At 41.6% G+C, this 20294-nt stretch carries 20 protein-coding genes and 1 pseudogene; 8 read left to right on the forward strand and 13 right to left on the reverse strand.

What is annotated here, in order from left to right; translation table 11 throughout:
* Positions 1-124: 124 nt before the first annotated feature.
* The 3 genes from QFZ72_RS00740 to QFZ72_RS00750 all read right to left on the reverse strand — a co-directional run bounded on the left by QFZ72_RS00740 (position 125) and on the right by QFZ72_RS00750 (position 1480).
* The gene (locus QFZ72_RS00740) at positions 125-613 is read right to left on the reverse strand and encodes a cupin domain-containing protein (protein ID WP_307428277.1); all 489 of its coding nucleotides are present in this window, start codon (positions 611-613) and stop codon (positions 125-127) included.
* Complete coding sequence (locus tag QFZ72_RS00745; RefSeq protein ID WP_307428280.1) at positions 610-795, reverse strand: hypothetical protein; 186 nt, start codon at positions 793-795, stop codon at positions 610-612. The genes QFZ72_RS00740 and QFZ72_RS00745 overlap by 4 nt, the downstream gene beginning before the upstream one ends.
* Before the next feature lie 64 nt (positions 796-859).
* Entirely contained in the window at positions 860-1480 is a 621-nt protein-coding gene (locus tag QFZ72_RS00750; RefSeq protein WP_307428281.1) for a class I SAM-dependent methyltransferase, read from the reverse strand.
* 207 nt (positions 1481-1687) lie between these two features.
* On the opposite strand from QFZ72_RS00750, the gene QFZ72_RS00755 reads away from it, so the two are divergent.
* The gene (locus QFZ72_RS00755) at positions 1688-2935 is read left to right on the forward strand and encodes an MFS transporter (protein ID WP_307428285.1); all 1248 of its coding nucleotides are present in this window, start codon (positions 1688-1690) and stop codon (positions 2933-2935) included.
* A gap of 217 nt (positions 2936-3152) precedes the next feature.
* Here the strand turns inward: QFZ72_RS00755 and QFZ72_RS00760 are convergent, their stop codons facing one another.
* Entirely contained in the window at positions 3153-3893 is a 741-nt protein-coding gene (locus QFZ72_RS00760; RefSeq protein ID WP_307428288.1) for a YqcI/YcgG family protein, read from the reverse strand.
* A gap of 194 nt (positions 3894-4087) precedes the next feature.
* Between QFZ72_RS00760 and QFZ72_RS00765 the strand changes: the two genes are divergently transcribed.
* Positions 4088-5803 carry an ABC transporter ATP-binding protein gene (locus QFZ72_RS00765; protein ID WP_307428290.1) on the forward strand — a complete coding sequence of 572 codons (1716 nt, stop codon included), beginning with the start codon at positions 4088-4090 and terminating at the stop codon, positions 5801-5803.
* Positions 5804-5943: 140 nt separating this feature from the next.
* Here QFZ72_RS00765 and QFZ72_RS00770 read toward each other — a convergent pair whose 3' ends face one another.
* Positions 5944-6921 (reverse strand): ring-cleaving dioxygenase, encoded by a 978-nt coding sequence (locus QFZ72_RS00770; RefSeq protein ID WP_373464387.1) that lies wholly within the window; start codon positions 6919-6921, stop codon positions 5944-5946.
* Positions 6922-7162: 241 nt separating this feature from the next.
* Between QFZ72_RS00770 and QFZ72_RS00775 the strand changes: the two genes are divergently transcribed.
* The 3 genes from QFZ72_RS00775 to QFZ72_RS00785 all read left to right on the forward strand — a co-directional run bounded on the left by QFZ72_RS00775 (position 7163) and on the right by QFZ72_RS00785 (position 9631).
* Positions 7163-8110, forward strand: a complete 948-nt coding sequence (locus tag QFZ72_RS00775) for an ATP-binding protein (RefSeq protein ID WP_252203168.1) — start codon at positions 7163-7165, stop codon at positions 8108-8110.
* A 3-nt stretch (positions 8111-8113) separates the two neighbouring features.
* Complete coding sequence (locus QFZ72_RS00780) at positions 8114-9082, forward strand: tetratricopeptide repeat protein (protein WP_307428299.1); 969 nt, start codon at positions 8114-8116, stop codon at positions 9080-9082.
* Between the two features lie 102 nt (positions 9083-9184).
* A complete protein-coding gene (locus QFZ72_RS00785; protein ID WP_307428303.1) occupies positions 9185-9631 on the forward strand; it encodes a DUF4385 domain-containing protein in 447 nt (148 codons plus the stop codon).
* Between the two features lie 39 nt (positions 9632-9670).
* Here QFZ72_RS00785 and QFZ72_RS00790 read toward each other — a convergent pair whose 3' ends face one another.
* From QFZ72_RS00790 to QFZ72_RS00810, 4 genes are read right to left on the reverse strand one after another with little or no spacing between them, the layout of a single operon-like run.
* The gene (locus QFZ72_RS00790) at positions 9671-10801 is read right to left on the reverse strand and encodes a mannitol-1-phosphate 5-dehydrogenase (protein WP_307428306.1); all 1131 of its coding nucleotides are present in this window, start codon (positions 10799-10801) and stop codon (positions 9671-9673) included.
* Between the two features lies 1 nt (position 10802).
* Positions 10803-11237, reverse strand: coding sequence for a PTS mannitol transporter subunit IIA (locus QFZ72_RS00795; protein WP_307428309.1), 435 nt, complete (start codon positions 11235-11237; stop codon positions 10803-10805).
* A gap of 12 nt (positions 11238-11249) precedes the next feature.
* Positions 11250-13331, reverse strand: coding sequence for a BglG family transcription antiterminator (locus tag QFZ72_RS00800; protein WP_307428312.1), 2082 nt, complete (start codon positions 13329-13331; stop codon positions 11250-11252).
* A 29-nt stretch (positions 13332-13360) separates the two neighbouring features.
* Complete coding sequence (locus tag QFZ72_RS00810; RefSeq protein ID WP_483862249.1) at positions 13361-15109, reverse strand: PTS mannitol transporter subunit IIBC; 1749 nt, start codon at positions 15107-15109, stop codon at positions 13361-13363.
* 185 nt (positions 15110-15294) lie between these two features.
* Between QFZ72_RS00810 and QFZ72_RS00815 the strand changes: the two genes are divergently transcribed.
* Positions 15295-15792 (forward strand): GNAT family N-acetyltransferase, encoded by a 498-nt coding sequence (locus QFZ72_RS00815; protein WP_307428313.1) that lies wholly within the window; start codon positions 15295-15297, stop codon positions 15790-15792.
* 215 nt (positions 15793-16007) lie between these two features.
* Here QFZ72_RS00815 and QFZ72_RS00820 read toward each other — a convergent pair whose 3' ends face one another.
* The gene (locus tag QFZ72_RS00820) at positions 16008-16616 is read right to left on the reverse strand and encodes a flavin reductase family protein (RefSeq protein ID WP_307428316.1); all 609 of its coding nucleotides are present in this window, start codon (positions 16614-16616) and stop codon (positions 16008-16010) included.
* 12 nt (positions 16617-16628) lie between these two features.
* Positions 16629-17558, reverse strand: a complete 930-nt coding sequence (locus tag QFZ72_RS00825) for a ring-cleaving dioxygenase (protein ID WP_307428319.1) — start codon at positions 17556-17558, stop codon at positions 16629-16631.
* 197 nt (positions 17559-17755) lie between these two features.
* Here QFZ72_RS00825 and QFZ72_RS00830 point away from each other — a divergent pair, with 197 nt between their 5' ends.
* Together QFZ72_RS00830 and QFZ72_RS00835 are read left to right on the forward strand one after the other, a co-directional pair.
* On the forward strand, positions 17756-18085 hold the full coding sequence (locus QFZ72_RS00830) for a PadR family transcriptional regulator (protein ID WP_307428323.1): 330 nt from the start codon (positions 17756-17758) through the stop codon (positions 18083-18085).
* A gap of 4 nt (positions 18086-18089) precedes the next feature.
* Positions 18090-19094, forward strand: a complete 1005-nt coding sequence (locus QFZ72_RS00835; protein WP_307428327.1) for an HAAS signaling domain-containing protein — start codon at positions 18090-18092, stop codon at positions 19092-19094.
* A 38-nt stretch (positions 19095-19132) separates the two neighbouring features.
* Here the strand turns inward: QFZ72_RS00835 and QFZ72_RS00840 are convergent, their stop codons facing one another.
* Positions 19133-19489, reverse strand: a complete 357-nt coding sequence (locus QFZ72_RS00840; RefSeq protein ID WP_307428330.1) for a GIY-YIG nuclease family protein — start codon at positions 19487-19489, stop codon at positions 19133-19135.
* Positions 19490-19509: 20 nt separating this feature from the next.
* A pseudogene (locus tag QFZ72_RS00845) lies at positions 19510-20264 on the reverse strand (DUF2087 domain-containing protein).
* Positions 20265-20294: the final 30 nt, after the last annotated feature.

The raw sequence follows: 20294 nt of genomic DNA on the forward strand, positions 1-20294 counted from the left end.
TTTTAAAATGTTTATATGTTTAATCCTATAAACATAAAATACACGATGATAGGATTTGGCGTCAATTAATATAGAATCAGTTTCGAGCTTATTTTTGCGCATAAAAGCAGGCTGCTCGCCTGCTTTACTTCCAATAATCAAACATTGGTCCGCCTTTGCCCAATAAAGGATCATTTTCAGGTAATGGCACGTTTTGAATATGTTTCAATGCCTTTGGGCGCTCTTCTTTCTTTCCCGTGCACATATCCATTTCCTGTTGATCCGGATAGGCTCCCATCACTTGAAAATCTGAGCTTTTTTCCATACATTTATGTCCAACGCCAGCAGGAATGACTGCGACATCCCCTTGTTTAACAGCAACAGCTGTCCCGTTTTCCCCGCCAAAAAGGATTTTTGCCTTCCCGCTTATAACTCCTAAAACTTCATGAGAGGTGCTGTGATAATGATGGTAGTCATAAACACCATTTATCCATGTTCCTGACCAGCCGTGTTCTAGAATCGTGTACTCGAATTGTTCCGTTGAAGTAAAGGCTCCTTCGTAAACGAGAAGCGGCAAATTCGGATTATTTGGAATGCTGCCGTCGTCTTTGAACATGAATGTTTTAAGTTTCATGTTATTTCACTCCTTTTTTTTACCGTTCCAGGTATAAGCAGATATCCTGCCAAACCGAGGATACTGGCTAATCTTCTGATGTAGATTCCGCAGGAAGTATCTTTAAAGATAAATACATAGCAAATCGCCATGACACAGGCAGTCAAAAACAGAATCATACCGATATTATTGCGGTTTATCATTCGGTCAACATCCTTATTTTTCCTTTTTCATTATAACAAGAATGAATGAAACGGTATCATAAATTTATCTTAATCCTGCATCGTCTTTTTTTCTGGCGGTTACGCAAACTGTAAGCACAGGACGGACTTTTTTATATGATACCTTTATGTTTTCATATCCGCATGCAAGCAAGTCATCGTGTATTTGCCGGCCGAACATTCTTGTCTTTTCTGCGCTTGCATCCTCTCCTCTTGGCTGCATGGTAATGGCGATTGATCCGCCCGGCTTTAAGGATTTTGTAATGTTTTCCAGTCCTGCAAGGGGATTGTTCCAAATTGTATAATTATTAACGGAAAGGATTTTATCATAGGAACGCTGCCGTAATTCAACCTTCTCTGCATCCGCTGTCATGAGCTTAACTCTCCCTTCTGCAATGTCAGATTCTAAATGCTTTTCAGCCTGCTCTTTCATTGTTTCGGATACATCAACACCATCTATCTTAATGCTGCGGTAATTCTTAAGCATGTGGCCCATACTGTAACCCGGGCCAAATCCAATTTCTAAAATATGATCACTTGGTTTAATGCGCAGTTTTGAAATGGTCCATTTATTTATTGTTTGATTTTCAAGTGCCATAATCTTGCCGGCGATGATACCAAGAAATCCCTTAGGCTTGCTGAAATTTTTCGTAAATGCTGAAAACATATCTGTCACCTCTTACGGATCCGTCTTTTTCTTATCTTTATCACCAAACACCGCTTGTTAAACTACATCGGAAAGATAATTTGCTGTATTGACATGTATGCGGGTTGAACGTAAACTTAACTTAAACGTTTAAGTGCCTCGCATATTGCACTATGTTTTGCATATTGCCGCAATCGCTTAAACGATTAAGTAAAGGGGTTGACAGCCTTGGAAAGTCCTCAGTCCGTTCAGTTAGAATCAGGTATTAAGCAGCTCGGCTTGTGGCGCAACCGTACTTTTTTATCTCTTTTTGCTGCATACACTCTATCCATATTCGGAGGCACCTTTCACACAATTGCCTTGAATATTTGGATATTGAAGACGTATGACAGTGCGACATTGATGTCAGCGATATTAATTACTCATCTTCTCGTCAGCACCTGTTTTGCCTCCATTGCAGGGACCGCAGCAGACCGGATGAACCGGAAAAAAATGATGTGGATTTCGGATTTGATCCGGTGCGTGCTTGTAATCGGGCTTGCAGCTGCGATTTCTGTGCAGCCTCCTTTTTGGGTCATCATTCTTTTAACCGCTTTAACTGCTTTATCAGGATTATTTAAAGCACCGGCATTTAACGCTTCCCTCATCGATGTAGTCGGGAAAGAAAACATCCAAACCGCCACAGGAGCCATGAGTCTTGCAGATAATATTGCAAGAACTCTTGGATTTGCAGCAGGCGGAGTCGTCGTGGCCGCTTTTGGCGGCGTCACTGCTATCTTAATTGATGCGTTTATGTTTCTTTTATCCGTTATTCTTGTCGTCATCGTAAAGGATTTCCCTGAACATCGGGCAGCATTTACAGCTAAAACTACTTTCAAGCAGGATTTTATGACAGGTTTCACTTATATATGGAAAGAGCCGTTTGCAAGAGCCATTACCATTCTCTCACCTACTCTTATCTTGTTTTTCACAACTACTCTTATGATTATTCAGGTTATGGCAATCAAAGAATGGAGGGCTAGTCCAATTGAATTTGGACTGATTGAGGCGAGTATTCCTCTTGGATACATGGCAGGTGCCGGACTCATTATGTTTTTAGGGGAAAAACTGGTGCACCGGGGTGTCCTCATTATATGCAGCATGATAGGACTTGGACCGCTTTACATGCTGCTTGGAGGAATAGACTCTGCAGCATGGAGCATCCCGCTTATTCTATTGGCAGGCTTCATGTTTTCTTTTTGTACACTGCTTGTGAATATCATCCTACGTTTAGAAGTAACAAGCGAGCTTCAAGGCAGAGTGTTCGGAATGATTGGTGCGTTCACAAGTGTACTTCCGCCTGCAGGCTTAGCTGTCGCTTCCTATTTTACAGATGCATTTGGAGGAGGACGTGTCCTCTTTATTTGCGGCCTGTCTCTTTTTGCAATCGGGATTGTCTGCTGGGTACTTTTAAAAGATATTAAGAACTATAAATAAGCATAAATAATCGCATGCATAGAAAAGATTTTGCAAGGTTATTACAGAAACTCAAACTTTATTAGCGTTTACTCCTTTTTTTCTAGAGTTTTATTAGCCATTTTCACTATTTTTATAGCGAAATGCTTTTTTGATTCAGCCTTTTTCTAAGGATTTAGCTGCTTCCCCTTTCTATTTGTGCATACAAAAATGCTGCTTGATCAACAAGCAGCTGCTTTTATTTTTCCATTGCTTCATGATGGAATGGACATTTACCTTGGATAGGCTCAATGTCATCCCCGATAAAATATTGCTTCCACTCTCTGTGTTCAGGATCTCCGTAATGGCTGATGTTCGGATGCTTTGGAAGCTGATCCCACTTCTCAACGCGCTCTCTCACCTTTTCACGGGACATGCTTCCGCCTTCTGAGGTGCCTTCTAACCCTTCAAAGATGCGTCGGGGCTGAAAACCAAGCACTAAGCTGTTCCCCAAATCTCTCGTTTTCCGCTGTTTATATGCTGGAGCGTTTCCGAAAACAAAGTACGGCTCATTTGCGAAAGAAAATGCCCAAAGATGATGATCCGGATCATGTGGATAATCCTCAGGCCACGGTTCCTTGTCACTATCATGAAGATATTGAAGAATGTTCCAGAAGTACTCCCGGTAATAAGGAATTGATTTTTCATCTTCTTCCGGTTCCACGAAAACAAATAATCCGTGGCGGATCAGTCTTTTCGCATCATCAAATAATTGCTTGAAAGCAATCAGAGCTTCAGGCAGATTTGACCAGTCTTCCTTTGAAACATAGGCATATCTGAGCTCTCCTTTTTTTTCGGCTGCCATCCCGAAATAGCATGGAAAGGTTTTATCTGTTACTACATTATGAAAATTTTTATACTCCCGAATGACCCATTCAGGAACAAGTTCAGGGTTAGTCATTTCTTCTTTTTCTAAAAGGTATTTAGATTTGGTTATCATCTTTTCACTCCTTAAGAGATTGTGAAACATTCATACTCCATTAAATACCCTTCAAACAACCACTTAAACCCCTTTTATATTATTAAACAAACGTTTAATTAAGACCAGATGCCATTCGGTAAAAATTTCATTGTTTTTACAGTGTGCCAGTCGCTATACTTATCATAGAAAATGGTAAAGAAAAGAGTGGTCTCATGCTGAAGCATTTTTTCGCCTATTACCGCCCTTATAAAGGGTTATTTTTGATTGATTTTACATGTGCGGTAATCGCCGGACTTCTCGAGCTCAGCTTCCCGCTGGTCGTCAATGCCTTTATTGACCGCCTCCTTCCAAGCGGAGACTGGAACCTGATTATCTGGGCATGCGCCGGATTGCTTTTGCTGTACATATTAAACACAGTCCTTCAATACGTTGTCACCTACTGGGGGCACATGCTTGGAATCAACATAGAGACCGATATGCGCAAAAAGCTGTTTGAGCATATTCAAAAGCTTTCCTTTCGCTTTTTTGATAATACGAAAACCGGGCATTTAATTTCACGCCTTACAAATGATTTAATGGAAATCGGTGAACTTGCCCATCACGGCCCAGAAGATTTATTTATAGCTGTAATGACATTAATCGGAGCTTTTTCTGTGATGCTTGTTATTAATGTAAAGCTCGCGCTGCTGACATTCTTAGTCATCCCATTCCTCCTTTTCCTTGCCATTTATTTTAATAATAAAATGACAGGTGCGATTCATCAGCTCTATACAGACGTTGCTGATTTCAGCGCACGTGTTGAAAACAACGTCAGCGGAATTCGCGTTGTGCAGGCTTTCGGAAATGAAAGATTTGAGAAAGCCCAGTTTCAGGAAAACAACCTGCGCTTCCGCTTATCAAAACTGCTCGCTTATAAAATTATGGCTATGAACTTATCAATCAGCTACTTCCTTATGCGCCTTGTCACACTGTTTGTCTTAGTGTGCGGCACTTGGTTCGTGATTCAAAATGAGCTTTCCTACGGTGAGTTCATCGGCTTTGTCCTGTTAACGAATGTTCTTTTCCGTCCGATTGAAAAGATCAACGCCATCATCGAAAGCTATCCGAAAGGAATCGCCGGATTTAAGCGTTATATTGAATTGATTGATACAGAACCCGACATTGAAGATAAACCGGATGCAGCTGACGCTTTATCATTAACCGGGGATATTCGCTATGAAGGTGTATCTTTTGGTTATCAGAATGAGGACAATGTATTAAACGAAATTGATTTAACGATTCATGCCGGAGAGACCGTTGCATTTGTAGGCCCCTCCGGCGCCGGGAAAACGACGTTATGCAGTCTTCTTCCCCGATTTTATGAAGTAAGCGAAGGCCGAATTATGATTGATGGCACGGATATCCGCGACTTGACTCTTCACTCTCTGCGGAGGCAAATCGGAATTGTACAGCAGGATGTGTTCCTTTTTTCCGGAACGATGAGAGAAAACATTGCTTATGGCAAGCTTGATGCAACGGAGCATGACATAAGGCTTGCAGCGAAGCATGCACAATTAGAAGAGCTGATTTATTCTCTTCCAAACGGGCTTGATACGGTAATTGGAGAGCGCGGCGTCAAATTATCCGGCGGACAAAAGCAGCGCTTGTCTATTGCAAGAATGTTCCTTAAGAATCCTCCAATTCTTATACTTGATGAAGCGACCTCCGCCCTTGATACCGAGACGGAAAAAGCCATTCAGGAATCTCTGGCAAAGCTGTCTGCAGGCAGGACAACACTTGTCATCACCCACAGGCTCGCAACGATTAAGAACGCAGACAGAATCATTGTGGTAAATAAAGAGGGCATTGCTGAGCAGGGTTCACATGATGAACTGATGGCAGAAGGGAAAGGGTACCGCAGACTTTATGAAGCTCAGTTTCAGTCTTAATGAGGAAATCAGCTGAAAACTTTGGATTTCGACTGCAAAAATTCCGATTTTAACTGATAAATTCTAAAAATGGCTGATAAGTGAAAATGGCAGCCCTGATAGAAGACAAAAAGCTGATCCGTCACCCGGATCAGCTTTTTTTAGCTCAATTTTGTATTCAAAGGCTTCAATTTTGCCTCAATTTCTGCACGGCGGTTTTCAAGGAACGGCGGCAGGGCAAGTGACTCTCCTAAGTGATTCAATTCTTCATCTGTATCAAATCCTGGCCCATCTGTTGCAAGCTCGAACAGAATGCCATTCGGCTCTCTGAAGTACAGAGAACGGAAATAAAAACGGTCTACAAATCCTGAGCTTGGAATTCTCTCAGATTTCAGTTTTTCAATCCATTTATGCATTTCCTCTTCATTGTCCACACGGAACGCAACGTGATGTACGCCTCCGCGGCCGAGACGTTCTTGAGGAAGGTCGAGGCGTTCTTCAATGTGAACTTCTGCTCCTGATCCGCCTTCACCTGTTTCAAATACTAAAATTTCAGGCTGTCCAGGCACGTCGGATGGATAGCTTCCTTTTGCTCTAAAGCCCAGAATGTCTGTTAAAATTTCAATTGTTCTCTCCGGCACTGCTACCGTTAACTTCACAGGTCCAAGTCCAATGATGGCGAACTCGGCTGGAACCTGACTTTTATCCCAAGGCTGTCCTCCGGCAACTCCAGCGTTATTTTCATCAGAAACCAAGATCAGGCGCTGTCCTTCAAAGTCCTTGAATGACAAAGTTTGGCGGTAACCTGCTTGAACAATTTCGCTGTGTTCCACATCATATTCTTCAAACCTTTGTTTCCAAAAGCTTAATGCCTTGTCATTTCGCACACGCAGCGAGGTTGCCGATATACTGTTGACCCCTTCGTGCACGCGTCCTGCATTTGGAATTTCAAAGAAGGTAAGCTCCGTACCCGGATTTCCCTTCTCATCTCCATAAAATAGATGATAAACAGATACATCATCCTGGTTAACGGTTTTCTTTATTAATCTTAAACCTAACGTCTTTGTATAAAACTCGTAGTTTTCAGGTGCTTTAGCTGTAATGGCCGATACATGGTGAATGCCTTTTAATGGCTGCATGTTCATCCCTCCAAACAATATCTTGAATTCGAGATAATTTCTATACTTACAATATACACACTCTGTTTAGTAATGTCAAATTATAGTCGGCTTATTCCTGATGAGCAATGGCCGAAGGCAGCTGGAAAAAGGCTTTTCACCCCTGCATTTTGTATCCAATCCCATCTCTTCCCTTTTAAATGTTGGAAAAAGTTTCATATTTTGCTAGTATCAAAGAGGAATGTTTTTTAGGAGGGATCTCATGAGCTCTGGAGATGACAAGAGACGGAAAAACTTGAAGGTCATTCAGTTTGATAAGGATAAAAACAGTTTAATTGAAACCTTGCAGCCTAAGGAAACATTTGAAGATGTCGGGGGGCTTGAGGATGTCAAAAAGCGGATCCGCATGGACTTTATCATGCCCATCCAATCTCCTGAGTTTTTTCAGGCATACGGAAAAACCGGAGGGGGAAGCTTGCTGTTGTACGGTCCTCCGGGATGCGGAAAGACTTTCCTTGCTAAAGCGATAGCCGGTGAAATCGATGCCAGCTTCATTCACCTGGAGCTGCAAGCTATTCTCTCAATGTATGTAGGCCAAAGCGAACACAATTTGCATGATATTTTTGAAAAAGCACGAGAGCAAAAACCGTGCGTTCTATTTATTGATGAATTGGATGCGCTGGGAGGCAATCGTCACCGCATGAGCCAGCATCATGACCGTGTGCTTGTGAATCAGCTGCTAGTTGAGCTTGACGGCCTCCAATCTTTTAACGATCAGGTATATATTATCGGAGCCACGAACACCCCGTGGTACCTGGATCCTGCCCTTCGCCGTCCAGGAAGATTTAATTCGCTGTTATTTATTCCGCCGCCGTCTGAGCAGGAACGTGAGCTGATTCTTTCAATCAAAACAAAAAATAAGCCTCAGGATAAGCTTGATTTGTCTAAAATAGCAAAGGTCACCGGCCATTTCTCAGGCGCTGATTTAACACAGGTAATCGATGATGCTATCTCAAAAGCGATTGAGCGTTCACTTGAACAAGGATCCCTTCAGCCAATGTCCAATACTGATTTGCTGAAGTCAGCTAAAGATCGTAATCCTACAACACTTGAATGGTTTGCCACGGCAAAAAATTACGCTACCTTCAGCGATACAAATAAAGATTACAAGAATGTGCTTCACTACATGAAGACACACGGAATCAGGTAAGACATGATTAATTGGCAGATTCAGACAATCGAGCGCATTAAAAAGCTCAGAGACTGGAGAAGATATGATGAAGCAATAGAAGACGCACAGAACCTCATCGCATCAGATCCGGAAATCGCCCATTTCTATTCAATTCTGGCACATGTTTATTCTCTTAAAGAAGACTTTGAATCAGCGATTCACTTTTCAAAAGAAGCATTAAAAAAAGACCCTGAGGATTACACAGGCAACTTTCTGCTTGTCAGCTCTTATTATCAAAGCGGGGATATGAAATCCTTTGATCACGCTGTTGAAGATGCGCTGCGGATATATCCCGATGTTGCTCATTTCTATTATTTAAAAGCTCTGAGAGCCTTTCAAAAGAACAAGCTCAAGGACTCACTTATGCTGATGGAGAGCGCTCTTGCCCATGAGAGCGAAGATCCTGTTTACCTTGCAGCCTACAGTGATTTCCTGCTGCTTTCCAACAAGAAGAAAGAATCGAGGGAATTCGAAAGGATCGCCTTAGAAAAAAATGAGAATGATCCGCACGTCTTCTATTCTTTGGCCAATACTGCTTTTAATCGCGGAGACTTCAAGCAGGCCAGAGAGCTGAGCCGGCTTGCTGCCGAAATAGAGCCTGAGGAAGAAACATACAGAGAGCAATATCTGGAATTATTAAAAACGGCCTATCCCATTCACACGTTTTTCCTCCGAATTATACAGGTTAATTCCTTTCTGAGAAGAAGATCAGCCGTCTTATTTTGGATCATCATGATTTTTATCTTTTTTGCCTTTAACCCGCTATTTTGGCTGTACCTTTTATTCACGTTGTGTCCATACTATGTCAGCAATTACATAACAGGGCTGCTTGTCAGGCGGAAGTTCGGGATTACCCGAAGGAGGCAGGAGGTCAACATTTCAACCGCCATTCTTACTGGGTTATTCATCATATTGATTGGTATGGGCGCAGTATCTATCTTCATGGAATAAGTCATGACCTTTTTATAAAGGTCTATTTTTCTTTTCCGGCACATTCTGGACGTTTCACTTTTTAATTGATCGGGGTATGGTAAAAAAAGAGAGGTGATTCGTGTGCCATTTAATGACGATGAGGACTTTGAAAACACGGATTTCCGAAAGCATCCAGAGAAATACCGCGTTGGCAGAGGCGAACAGGGTGTCCTGCTTGTAGAACCCTATAAAAGTGAAATCTTGCCTTATTGGCGCTTTAAAACTCCTGAGATTGCAAAGGAATCCTCTGAAAAAATTTATCATCTTTTTCTTGAATACAAAGATAACGATGACTTTGTCGGTATGGACATGGCGAGGAAATTTCTGCAAATGGGCTACACACGGGCAAGAAGATATGCCAATTATAAAGGCGGACGTAAGTATAAAGAAGATGGAAACATCCACAAACGGGAAATTGACGAGGAAAAAGCCAAGTCTGCAGCAATCTTCAAAGAAATGTGGATGGCAGTCAGAGAAAACAAGGAATATTTGGAATTAAAGAAAGAGCATCAGAAAAAGTATGGTTAAAAAAGCCTATCATTGTCAGACAATGATAGGCTTTTCCCTTTACAGCTTATGATATTTTTCTACAACAAGGCCGATCAGCGGATGATTTTCAGGAAGCTGTGAAACCTCCTGCATTGCACCCGAAATGCCCTTTTCTTGAATCAGCTGCTGAATTTCAACCGCTTCTACATCTTTTTCAAAATCATATTTTAGACATGCTGCAATACCGGCTGCAAGATCATCAGGCGTAACCCCTTTTTCAAGCAGTCTTCTCGCAGGTGCTACAAGACGGTCATCAAAGCCTAATTTACGTTTTGGAGATCTTCCTACTCGAGTGACCTCATCTGAAATGTGTTTATTTTCAAATCTGGCAATGATTTTTTTTACGTATTTCGAATGCTCTCCCTCGTCAAAGCCATACTCTTTTACAAGCAGCGTGCTTGTCTCATTCAGAGCACCTTCCACAAGGCTGCGAACCTCTCTATCTTCAATGGCTTCCTTAACGGTAGCGAGTCCTTTTTGATACCCTGCGTATGCAGTCACAGCATGACCTGTATTTACGGTGAAAAGTTTGCGCTCAATATACGGAATAAGATCGTCAACGTAAGTGACTTCCTGTATAGAAGGCATATTTCCCTTTACCTTTGATTGCTCAATGACCCATTCAAAGAAAGGTTCTACTGATACACTTAGAAGATCCTCGTTTTCCTGAATAGGTACGATGCGGTCAACTGCAGAATTAGGAAAACCGATCAGCTCTGAGACGGCATGCTGCTCTTCCTCATTTAGGTGCTTGAAGATCTCACTCTTCAAATGGTCCGTTCCGCCAATCATATTTTCACAGGCAATCACATTTGCTTCTGTCTTTTTCTCTTTGAGGCCTAGAGCGATTGTTTTCGCAACAAACTTTAGAATGTTTGGTCCCACCGCAGTTGTGATCAGGTCTGCTTCTGCAATCTTTGCGATGACTTCTTCTGGATTCTCATTGCTGTTGATTCCTTTCACACCTGAAACAATAAAGGACTCAAACTTATCAGAAGCTAATCTGACTTCATACTTTCCTTTTTCATTTAAAGCGTCAATGACATCTTTATTGATATCAGCAAAATAGACCTCATACCCAGCTCCGCTAAGCAAAGCTCCAATAAAACCGCGGCCGATGTTCCCTGCTCCAAAATGTACGGCAATCATCTTAATTCTCCTCTTCAAATAAAGCAATCAGCTCTTGTTTTGAGGTTACTTCAACCAGTTTTTTCACGTTGTCCTCTTCTGAGCAAAGAATCGCAATCTTTGATAGAAGCTCCAGGTGCTCCCCGTCCTTGCCGGCAATTCCAAACAGAATCTTAGCATCTTCTCCTGTTCCGAAATCGACGCCTCCCGGAACTTGAACAATCGAGATTCCAGAGTGATTGACTTCTTTTTTAGCGTCTTCTGTGCCATGCGGAATGGCAACGCCATTTCCCATATAAGTCGTAGAAAGCTCTTCGCGCTGAAGCATTTTTTCTACATAGTCCTCGTTAACATATCCGTTCTCAACCAGTAATTTTCCAGTTAAACGAATCGCTTCGTCCTTTGATCCAATTGTTTGATTTAGGAGGATATTTGCCTCATCAAGTATTTTTTTCATAGTCGCACTCTCCTATTTAATAAATTTTTGCGCAAGCCATTTGTGAAAAGTTTCATTTAATATGGCCGTTATCTTTGTACCATTGCCTGATTGAAAAAGCTGAAGGTTATCTTCTGTTTCGATCAATGTTGCACTGATCAGGCTTAAAACCTCAAGCCCTGTATAAGAAAAATCTTCAGGTGCAAGCAGAAGAGCAAGGGTTTTCATCTCAATATCCCTGTTATCCATGCCCGGTACTGTATAAGGATGTTCAAGGTTAAAAAGAACGAAAACCGGCTTAACGTTGCAGGCATCCCGGCAATGATAAAGAGCGATTGAAGAATCCGGTATACCAAGTCCCCCTAGCTCTTCCCTCTTCAAAAGCTCGCTCGTCAGTGTTTCGGAATCTGTAATAAGACCCTGTTCCTTCAATACCTCTGCTGCTGAAAATAAAACGTCCCGGTGACTTCCATGATTCGAGAAATGGTAGACTCTGAAATGCCGGAGAAGCTCTTTAACGGTTTTTGATGCTTCTTCAAAGACATCGATTTTTTCAAGCAGATTGACCTCGCCTAAAGCCTCTGCATAGCTTGGATGTCTGCTCATTTTTTTAGATTTGGATGTGCTTTTTAATCGTTCGCGAATTTTTTCAGCCTCATGATCCGCAAGCAGCGGTCCGACCTGTATATAATCAGAAGAATCCAGCGGCAGACTGACGGTTGAAATGATTAAATCAAAGTCTTCCAAATTCAGTTTCTTCAATCCAATCAGCGATGATAAAGCTGTTTTAGTAATTTCAGGTATCTCTTTGTGTATCCTTGTCGCAAGCATCTTGGAGGATCCAATTCCGCTTGAGCAGACGATTAATGCTTTATATGAAAAGACCTGTCTCCTTTCCTCAAGGCTTGAACCAAAATGGAGGACGACAAAAGCCGTTTCGTCATCTGGAAAGACAAGGGAAGGAAAGACGAGTTCCAGCCCTTTTTTTACAGCCTCATAGAGCTTCGGGTAATTTTCTTTTGTCTCTTTGGCAAATGGGTTATGTGTGTAAATCCCGTCTTTCATTCGGTAATAAGCTGGTTCTAGATGTGAAATAAGTCCATTGTAAAGAGACTGATTATTTCTAAGCGGAGCGCCGAGTTCATCTGCAACGTATTCAATAAGCTGCTTCACATGCAGGGAGATTAAGGAATTTCTTTGTTCAAAGTTGAAATCTTCATTTTGCCTTCTCGCTCTTCGAAGATGAACAGCAATCTCCATGATTTCTTCTTCTGGAAGTGAGAGGCTGAACACATTCGTTAATTGCTCCCCAATCCTTGCGGCCATTTGAAATTCATCAAATTGAAGCACATCCTGCATATCCCTTTTCTCGCAGGACACTCGTTCTTGCTGCATCAGCCTTTTCACTGCAACACTTAAATGAATCAATAGGGAAAAATAAGCGTTATCCGCCATTTCATAGGGCATCATTTCGAGGATCGGCTTCAATGCATCATCTGCTTTATTCAGATCACTGCTGGTTAAAAAGCCCAAATACGTTTGGCTTTCTGGTTCCCTTAGAGGATCCTTATCAATAATCTGAATGAACTCCTGCTCATCAATCGTCTCCAGCAGCAATGCTTCAAGCAATCTTCTTTTTGCCGTTTCTTCCCCTGTAAGCAGAACCCCAAATCCTCTTTTTCTTACTAATTCAAGCTGATAAGGTTCAATTTTCTTCTCCACGCGGTCTAAATCATGACTGATGGTTGCTGCAGAAACAAGCAGCTTTGACGCAAGGGCATAGAGCTTCATTTGTTCTTTGGATTGAATTAATTCACTTATCAGCAAATACACCCGCTCATCCTGAAGGTAATCGTAGGAAGACTGCGAGGACAAGTCATTCCGCAGCCGGTCTATATCTTCCTTTAGACCAATCAGCTTCACCCCTTGCCCTGCCTTCTTCTCAATCACAATCCGGTAATTCTTCAGTGTATCTTCAAGCTTTTTCATTTCTCGGTGAATGGTTCTCGAACTCACCCCGACATCATTAGCAAGCGTGTGAACCGTAATGAAGCCTGGCTGTTCAAATAGCTGCTTTAAAATGTCCCGTTCTCTGGCTGTTATATACACTTTCATCACCATCCCTGCTTATCTAAGCAAACGGATTACTTCTTTAATCGCTGAACCAGTTCATCATATTTAGGGCTGTTTAAAAAGTTATCTACTGAAAGATGTTCAGCCTGAGGAACTTTAGCCTTTGCTCGATCTGTTAAGTCTTTATGCGTAATAATAATATCCGCATCACCCGGCAAATTATTAATTGCCGAGTTTGTCACTTGAATTTCAAGACCTGCTTTTTTGAATTTATTTTTCAATACAGAAGCTCCCATTGCACTTGATCCCATTCCGGCATCACATGCGAAGATGACCTTCTCTACATTTTCACTTGGTGTTTGTACTTCTTTTGATCCGGCAATATTAGGCTGCTTTGCTTCTTTCAGATCTCCAACCAGTTTTTCATAAACCGGGCTGTTTAAGAAATTGTCTACAGAAAGGTGGATTGCATTAGGCAATTTTTCTTTTGCACGGCTTGTTAAATCCTTATGGGTAATGACCACATCTGCATCACTTGGCAGCTGAGCAATTGCTGTGTTGGTTACATCAACATTAATCTCTGCTTTTTTCATTTTATTCTTCAGAACAGATGCGCCCATTGCACTTGAACCCATACCTGCATCACATGCGAATACGACTTTTTGCACATTTTGATAATGGTTTGCTGCAGATGGTTTCTTTTCTGCTACAAGTGTGTCAGCAACACTGCTTTTCTTGCCTTTCATTTGCTGCATTTTCTCTGTTGCTGCTTCAATGCTCTCATCATCTGCTGATTTCGATGATTTTAAAATGACACTTGCTACTAAGAATGAAATGGCTGTAGCAACTACTACCCCTAAAATCACACCTGCAAAGTTTCCTCTAGGCGTCATCGCTAATAGAGCAAAAATGCTTCCTGGAGAAGGAGTTGCAACAAGTCCTGCATCAAACAGCATGAACGTCATCACACCGCTTGCTCCGCCTGCAATAGCCGCTAAGATTAACAACGGCTTCATCAAAATGTAAGGGAAGTAAATTTCGTGAATTCCCCCGAAGAAATGAATGATTGCTGCACCTGGTGAAGACTGTTTCGCATTCCCTTTTCCAAAAACCATATAGGCAAGCAGAATGCCAAGTCCTGGTCCAGGGTTCGATTCAATCAGGAATAAGATGGATTTGCCTGCTTTTGATGCCTGCTCAATGCCAATCGGGCTGAAAATTCCGTGGTTGATTGCGTTGTTTAAGAACAAAACTTTTGCCGGCTCTACAAAAACACTTGCAAGAGGCAGCAAACCTGCAGAGACAATTGCTTCTACTCCGCCGATAAGAATGTTCGTTAATCCCGATACTAGAGGGCCGATTGCTTTAAAAGCTACAATTGTTAAAATAGCCGCTGCAATACCTGCTGAAAAGTTATTGTAAAGCATTTCAAATCCAGATTTGACCTTATCCTTGAACATTTGGTCCACTTTCTTAATGAAATACCCGCCAAGAGGACCCATAATCATGGCGCCCAGGAACATCGGGATTTCTGAACCTACGATAACCCCCATTGTTGCCGTTGCACCAACGACTCCTCCGCGCAGATCATACACCATGCGTCCGCCGGTAAATCCAATCAGCAATGGCAGGAGATAGGTAATCATCGGTCCTACAAGCTCTGCCAATTCCTTATTTGGCCACCAGCCTGTTGGAATAAATAAGGCTGTAATCAGCCCCCAAGCGATAAATGCTGCAATGTTCGGCATGATCATTCCGCTTAAGTGACTTCCAAAACGCTGAATTCGAACCTTTATATCTGAATTGTTTTGATTTGACATTTAGTTTACCTCCCTACTAAATTGAAAGCGTTTAAACTTTATATGTCTATCTTACGACTCAATCCCTTCTTCCTACAATTTAAAGAAAACCCAACTTTGTCATTCTCACTGTTGCCAACAATGAAATGACTGGAACTAACGGTCTCAGCCTTGTAAACTAAAAGAAAACATATCTGGAGGTATCCATGAAGATCCGAATCCTGAATGGAAATGATGCAGACGCTTACCGTAAAATCCGGCTCGCAGGTTTAATAAACTGCCCTGAAGCATTTGGATCAAGCTACGAGGAAGAACAGCTTTATCCGATTGATCTTTACAAATCGAGACTTGAATCAGATACAGCCTATACGTTTGGAGCTTTTGAGAATAAGGAACTTGCCGGTGTTGTCACTCTAGTAAAAGAAACGAAGATCAAGCTTAAGCATAAAGCTTCGATTTTCGCGATGTATGTTTCTCCTGATTATCGCGGAAGGGGCATTGGAAAAAAGCTGATGGCTGAAGCGGTAAAAAAAGCACAGGAGTTTGACGATACAGAGCAGCTTCAGTTATCTGTAGTGAGCACCAATCAGTCAGCAAAGCAGCTGTACACTTCATTTGGCTTCACCGTTTATGGTCATGAAAATAGAGCGCTAAAAGCTGATGGCATCTATTATGATGAGGATCATATGGTTTTATTTTTTTGAGCGGACTTGTTTTCGGATTTTTTTCAACCGATATTGGTATTTACCAACCGGTTTTCAGGAAATATCCGAAAGCTGAACAAAAGCGCAGGTTCCTTGGTCAGATCCGACAGGCAGAACGAATCCGACAGAAAAGTCCGGGTTTAACTTTTTGCCACAACCTTTAGACTTTTATAATTTCCTAAGTGACAAAAAAACCGGACCAGCAGGTCCGGTTTTTATTTTGGCCGTTCGATTGAAAATAGCTCTCCGACTCTTGCGTAATCATTTCCCGCAAGTCTGCTGACTGCGCCAAGTCCATCAGGATTGATTCTTCCTTTTTCATAGATGCTCTCTTCTACGTGAAACTGAACAATTTTCCCGATGATCAAATCACATCCAGGCGAATCGTTCCCGCCGAGCTCAATCACTCGTTCAAGCACACATTCCATGCGCACTTTGGCTTCCATTATTCCAGGCACAGCAATCCTGCTGCTCTTAATAGGCGTTAATTGCGCCAATTCAATCTCACTTTGATCAGGCTGAAGGTTCGCTGCCGTGATGTTTATCTTTTCAACGTTGTCATGATCAACGATATGCACAACAAATTCTTTCAGACTGCTGATATTCCTGGCAGTATCCTTTTGATTTCCTCCGCTTCTTTGAACGGACACTGAAATCATCGGGGGATTGGCGGAAACGATGTTAAAGTAGCTGAACGGCGCTCCGTTTAATGTTCCGTCTTCTGCAAGTGAAGTGACAAATGCAATCGGTCTTGGAATAATGCTTCCTGTTAAAAGCTTATAATTCTCCCTTTCCGTGTTAACAGCTGGATCAATGCTCAGCATTGTCATTCCTCCTTAAAGCTCTCTAATCTCAAATGACGCAAGCACTTTTTCAATCTTTTCTCTTTGTGGCTCATACCTTTTCGGAAGCATCAGCTTTTCTCCCAGCGTCTCCTCATCATGAGCAAATCCTGGAGGATCTGTTGCAATTTCAAACAGGATTTCACCGTGTTCTCTGAAATAGATCGCATTGAAATATTGTCGGTCCTGTACTGGAGTGACTTGATATCCGCCGTTTGCAACATGCTTTTGCCACTGAAGCTGATCCTCATCATTTTCTGCGCGGAACGCAATATGATGAACCGTTCCAACTCCCATTTGTCCGCGGCCAATTGGCGTCATTTTCAAATCAATCACATTTCCAATCTCTCCAGTTGAGCGAAAACGGATAAAATCTCCTTCTTGGCTGACTTTTTCAAACCCCATGATCGTCTCCAGCAGTTCTGCTGTTCTCTCAGGCTGAGCGGATAACAGAGTTGCCCCTCCAAATCCTTTTATTGCAACATCAGATGTGACTCCGCCAAACTCCCACGTGTTTGATTCTCCTTCTTCCCGTTCAACGATTTCGAGGTGCAGACCATGCGGATCATCAAAAACCACATACTCCTCACCGAACCGTTCCATTTTAGAAAATGGGACATCCATCTTTTCAAGTCTGGCTTCCCAAAAGCTCAATGCACCTTTTGGAACAACATATGATGTTACTCCAACCTGGCCATCTCCAACTTTCCCCTGATACGCATTAGGCCATGGGAAAAACGTAATAATCGTTCCCGGTTTTCCCGCTGCGTCTCCAAAGTAAAGATGATACGTACCAGGATCATCAAAATTGACTGTCTGCTTTACCAGTCTCAAGCCAAGAACCCCTGCATAAAAGTCCGCATTTTCCTGGGGATGACCAACGATTGCCGTGATATGGTGGATACCTGCTGTTTTTTTATTCATAGAAAACCTCTCCTTTATAAATTGTATTTTCTCTCATTTTATCTATATAACACTTATTCTAATATTTATCTCGATTTCAAGATAATTTTAATTCATTTATTCTCGCATGTCAACAAATTGCTCATTTTACAAATATTAGTATTATTTTATTCACAATACTGTACGTCACACACTATTATGAAATTGGAGGTGTCATAATGAATGAATTACTGAACTCGCTGACCACTGAACTAAGAAGAGGAACCCTTACACTTGCCGTCCTCAGCCAGCTGCAAGCACCTCAATACGGATATTCTCTCGTCCAGCTTCTTGAAAAAAACAACATAACAATTGATCAAAGCACCCTCTACCCCTTACTCCGCAGACTGGAAAAACAAGAACTCCTAATAAGTGAATGGGAACTGACAGAGACTCGGCCAAGAAAGTATTACAAATTGAGCGATTTTGGAAAAGAGGTGTACGAACAGCTTAAAGTGGAATGGCTTAGAACTTCTAATCAAATGAAAAAGCTTTTAGAGGAGGAATGATTCAGTGAATCTGATTCATCTTTATATTAATGAGGTCACACGAAGGCTTCCTGAAAAGGCTCAAGAGGATATTGCCCTTGAGCTGCGATCGAATATTGAAGATATGCTTCCGGAGGACTATACCGAAGAAGATGTAAAAAAGGTACTGACTAAACTCGGAAACCCCGCTGAACTTGCACAAAAATACTCTGGTAAACCCCATTATTTAATTGGGCCAGCTTTGTATAGTTCCTATCTGTATGTCATGAAAATATCCCTTGTTGCTGCATTGTGCATCACGTTTTTATCCAGGTTTTTTGAAGGAATCATCCAGCATCAGGGTGATATATCCATTTTTTCTCTCATGCTGACTATTTTCCTGGATATTCTTATCGGCTCCCTTCTGGTCAGCTTTCAAGTGTTTACATGGGTAACTCTTACTTACGCCTTTATGGAACGCGCTGTAACACTAAGTGATCATGTGAACACGAAATGGACACCTGACGATTTACTCGCTTTGACCAACGCTCCTAAAAGAACCATTCCCAGGTCTGAATCCATTTTTGAATTATTTTTCACGGTGCTCTGGGCTTCCATCTTTTTGAATGCATCGAACCTGCTTGGCTGGTATACACAGCAGGGAACTGGTCTTGAAGACCTTAAGCTTGCTGCCCCTCTATTTCAGGCAGATGTTCTTAAAATGTATCTCCCCGGCATTGCTGTCATTTTTGCATTAGAAATGTTTATAGTCATTTACAAGCTTTATACAGGCAGATGGAACAAAGGGCTCGCCTGGATTCATGCTCTCAGCAATCTCCTTTTCAGCACCTTTTACTGTATCATGCTGCTGAATCCGGAGCTTTTCAACAATGATTTTATCAGCTTGACAATGAATTCCTTTGGAGTACAGCCTGAAAATCATGATGAGGTTTGGTCTAACTGGCTTTTTGCGTCAGCTGCCATTGTCATTCTCTTTTCAATAGTGGATGCGGCAAAAGGATTCAGAAACAGCAGAAAGCATGTTCTTTAACAGTCAAAAGGTGTTTACCATTTGGTAAACACCTTATCTTATTGAAGCTTTTCTTTATTGTATCCCTTTTCACCATATGGTTTCAGCTCGTTAAGCCATTTTTCCTCAAGCTTTTTCAAAGCATGTTTCACATCAAAATAGCCTTCTTCTTTTCTTTTTAATACTTCCAGCACTTCTATTGAAAAAGCTTCTTTTCTAAAAGTACTCCATTCGTTTTGAAGAGTTTTGTTTGTGCTTGAGCCTGTTTCAAGTTCAAACTGCTTTCCATTCAATGTTTTTAAATTCATTGTGCTTCCGATAAAAAGTTTCCCGTTTTTGGTATTCTTTATTTGATAGATTCCCGCTTCGGGCTTCGATTCTTTATAAAGCTGCTTTAATTCTTTTATCCGATCCATTACTGAATCTCCTTTCCTATTCAAAGTATTCTCCAATACTCGCTTCCATCTGCCTTGCGGGCAAGGAATCCATATTCAATTAAGTACCGTCTGAGCAGAACGTATTCATGATAAATGGATTCTAATAGTTGATTCACTTCTTTTTCGTCATATTTCCGTTTTCCTTCAAATCGGTCAGCAATTGCTTTTAGGACAATCAGCTTTTGCTTTTCTTTAAGCGGAAATTTCTTAAGCTTTCCATGTGTCCCCTCAGGAAATAACTTTTTAAGCATTTCTGCTTCTTCCTCCTGAGTGACATTGTAGCGGCTGTCAATCATTCTGCTGCCTTGTGAGGAGCTATCAAAACCGGAGCATGCTGATCCTTTTCTCTTAAAAGCTCCATGATCGTCAGCATCATTTTTGCCTGACGCTCTTTTTCCTTCAATACAAATCGATGGTTTCTGATTGTAGCTGAACTTCCGATCTCTAGCTCTTTTTGGATTTCGGCATCATTTTTTCCGGCATAAAAGAGCCGCAATAAACGATTTTGATGGTCCGTCAGTCCAGTAAGCTTTTTATCAAGTCCAATCAGATAATCAAAAACAGATCCATGTTCTTTTTCAATATGAACCTTCATCGCTTTTTCAGCATCATAGAACATGTCATCTTCAGGGTAAATAACGCCTTTTTCTGTTTTGTCTCCGCAAAGCAGACAAATATAGTGCTCCTGGTTTTGGATGAACCCCCGTTTCCATTCATCCAGAGAAGCACTCCAAAACAATTCGGATACATCCATATAACAAACACTTCCCTATTTTGTTTAATA

This window comes from Bacillus sp. V2I10 (genome assembly GCF_030817055.1).
Lineage (GTDB): Bacteria > Bacillota > Bacilli > Bacillales > Bacillaceae > Bacillus_P.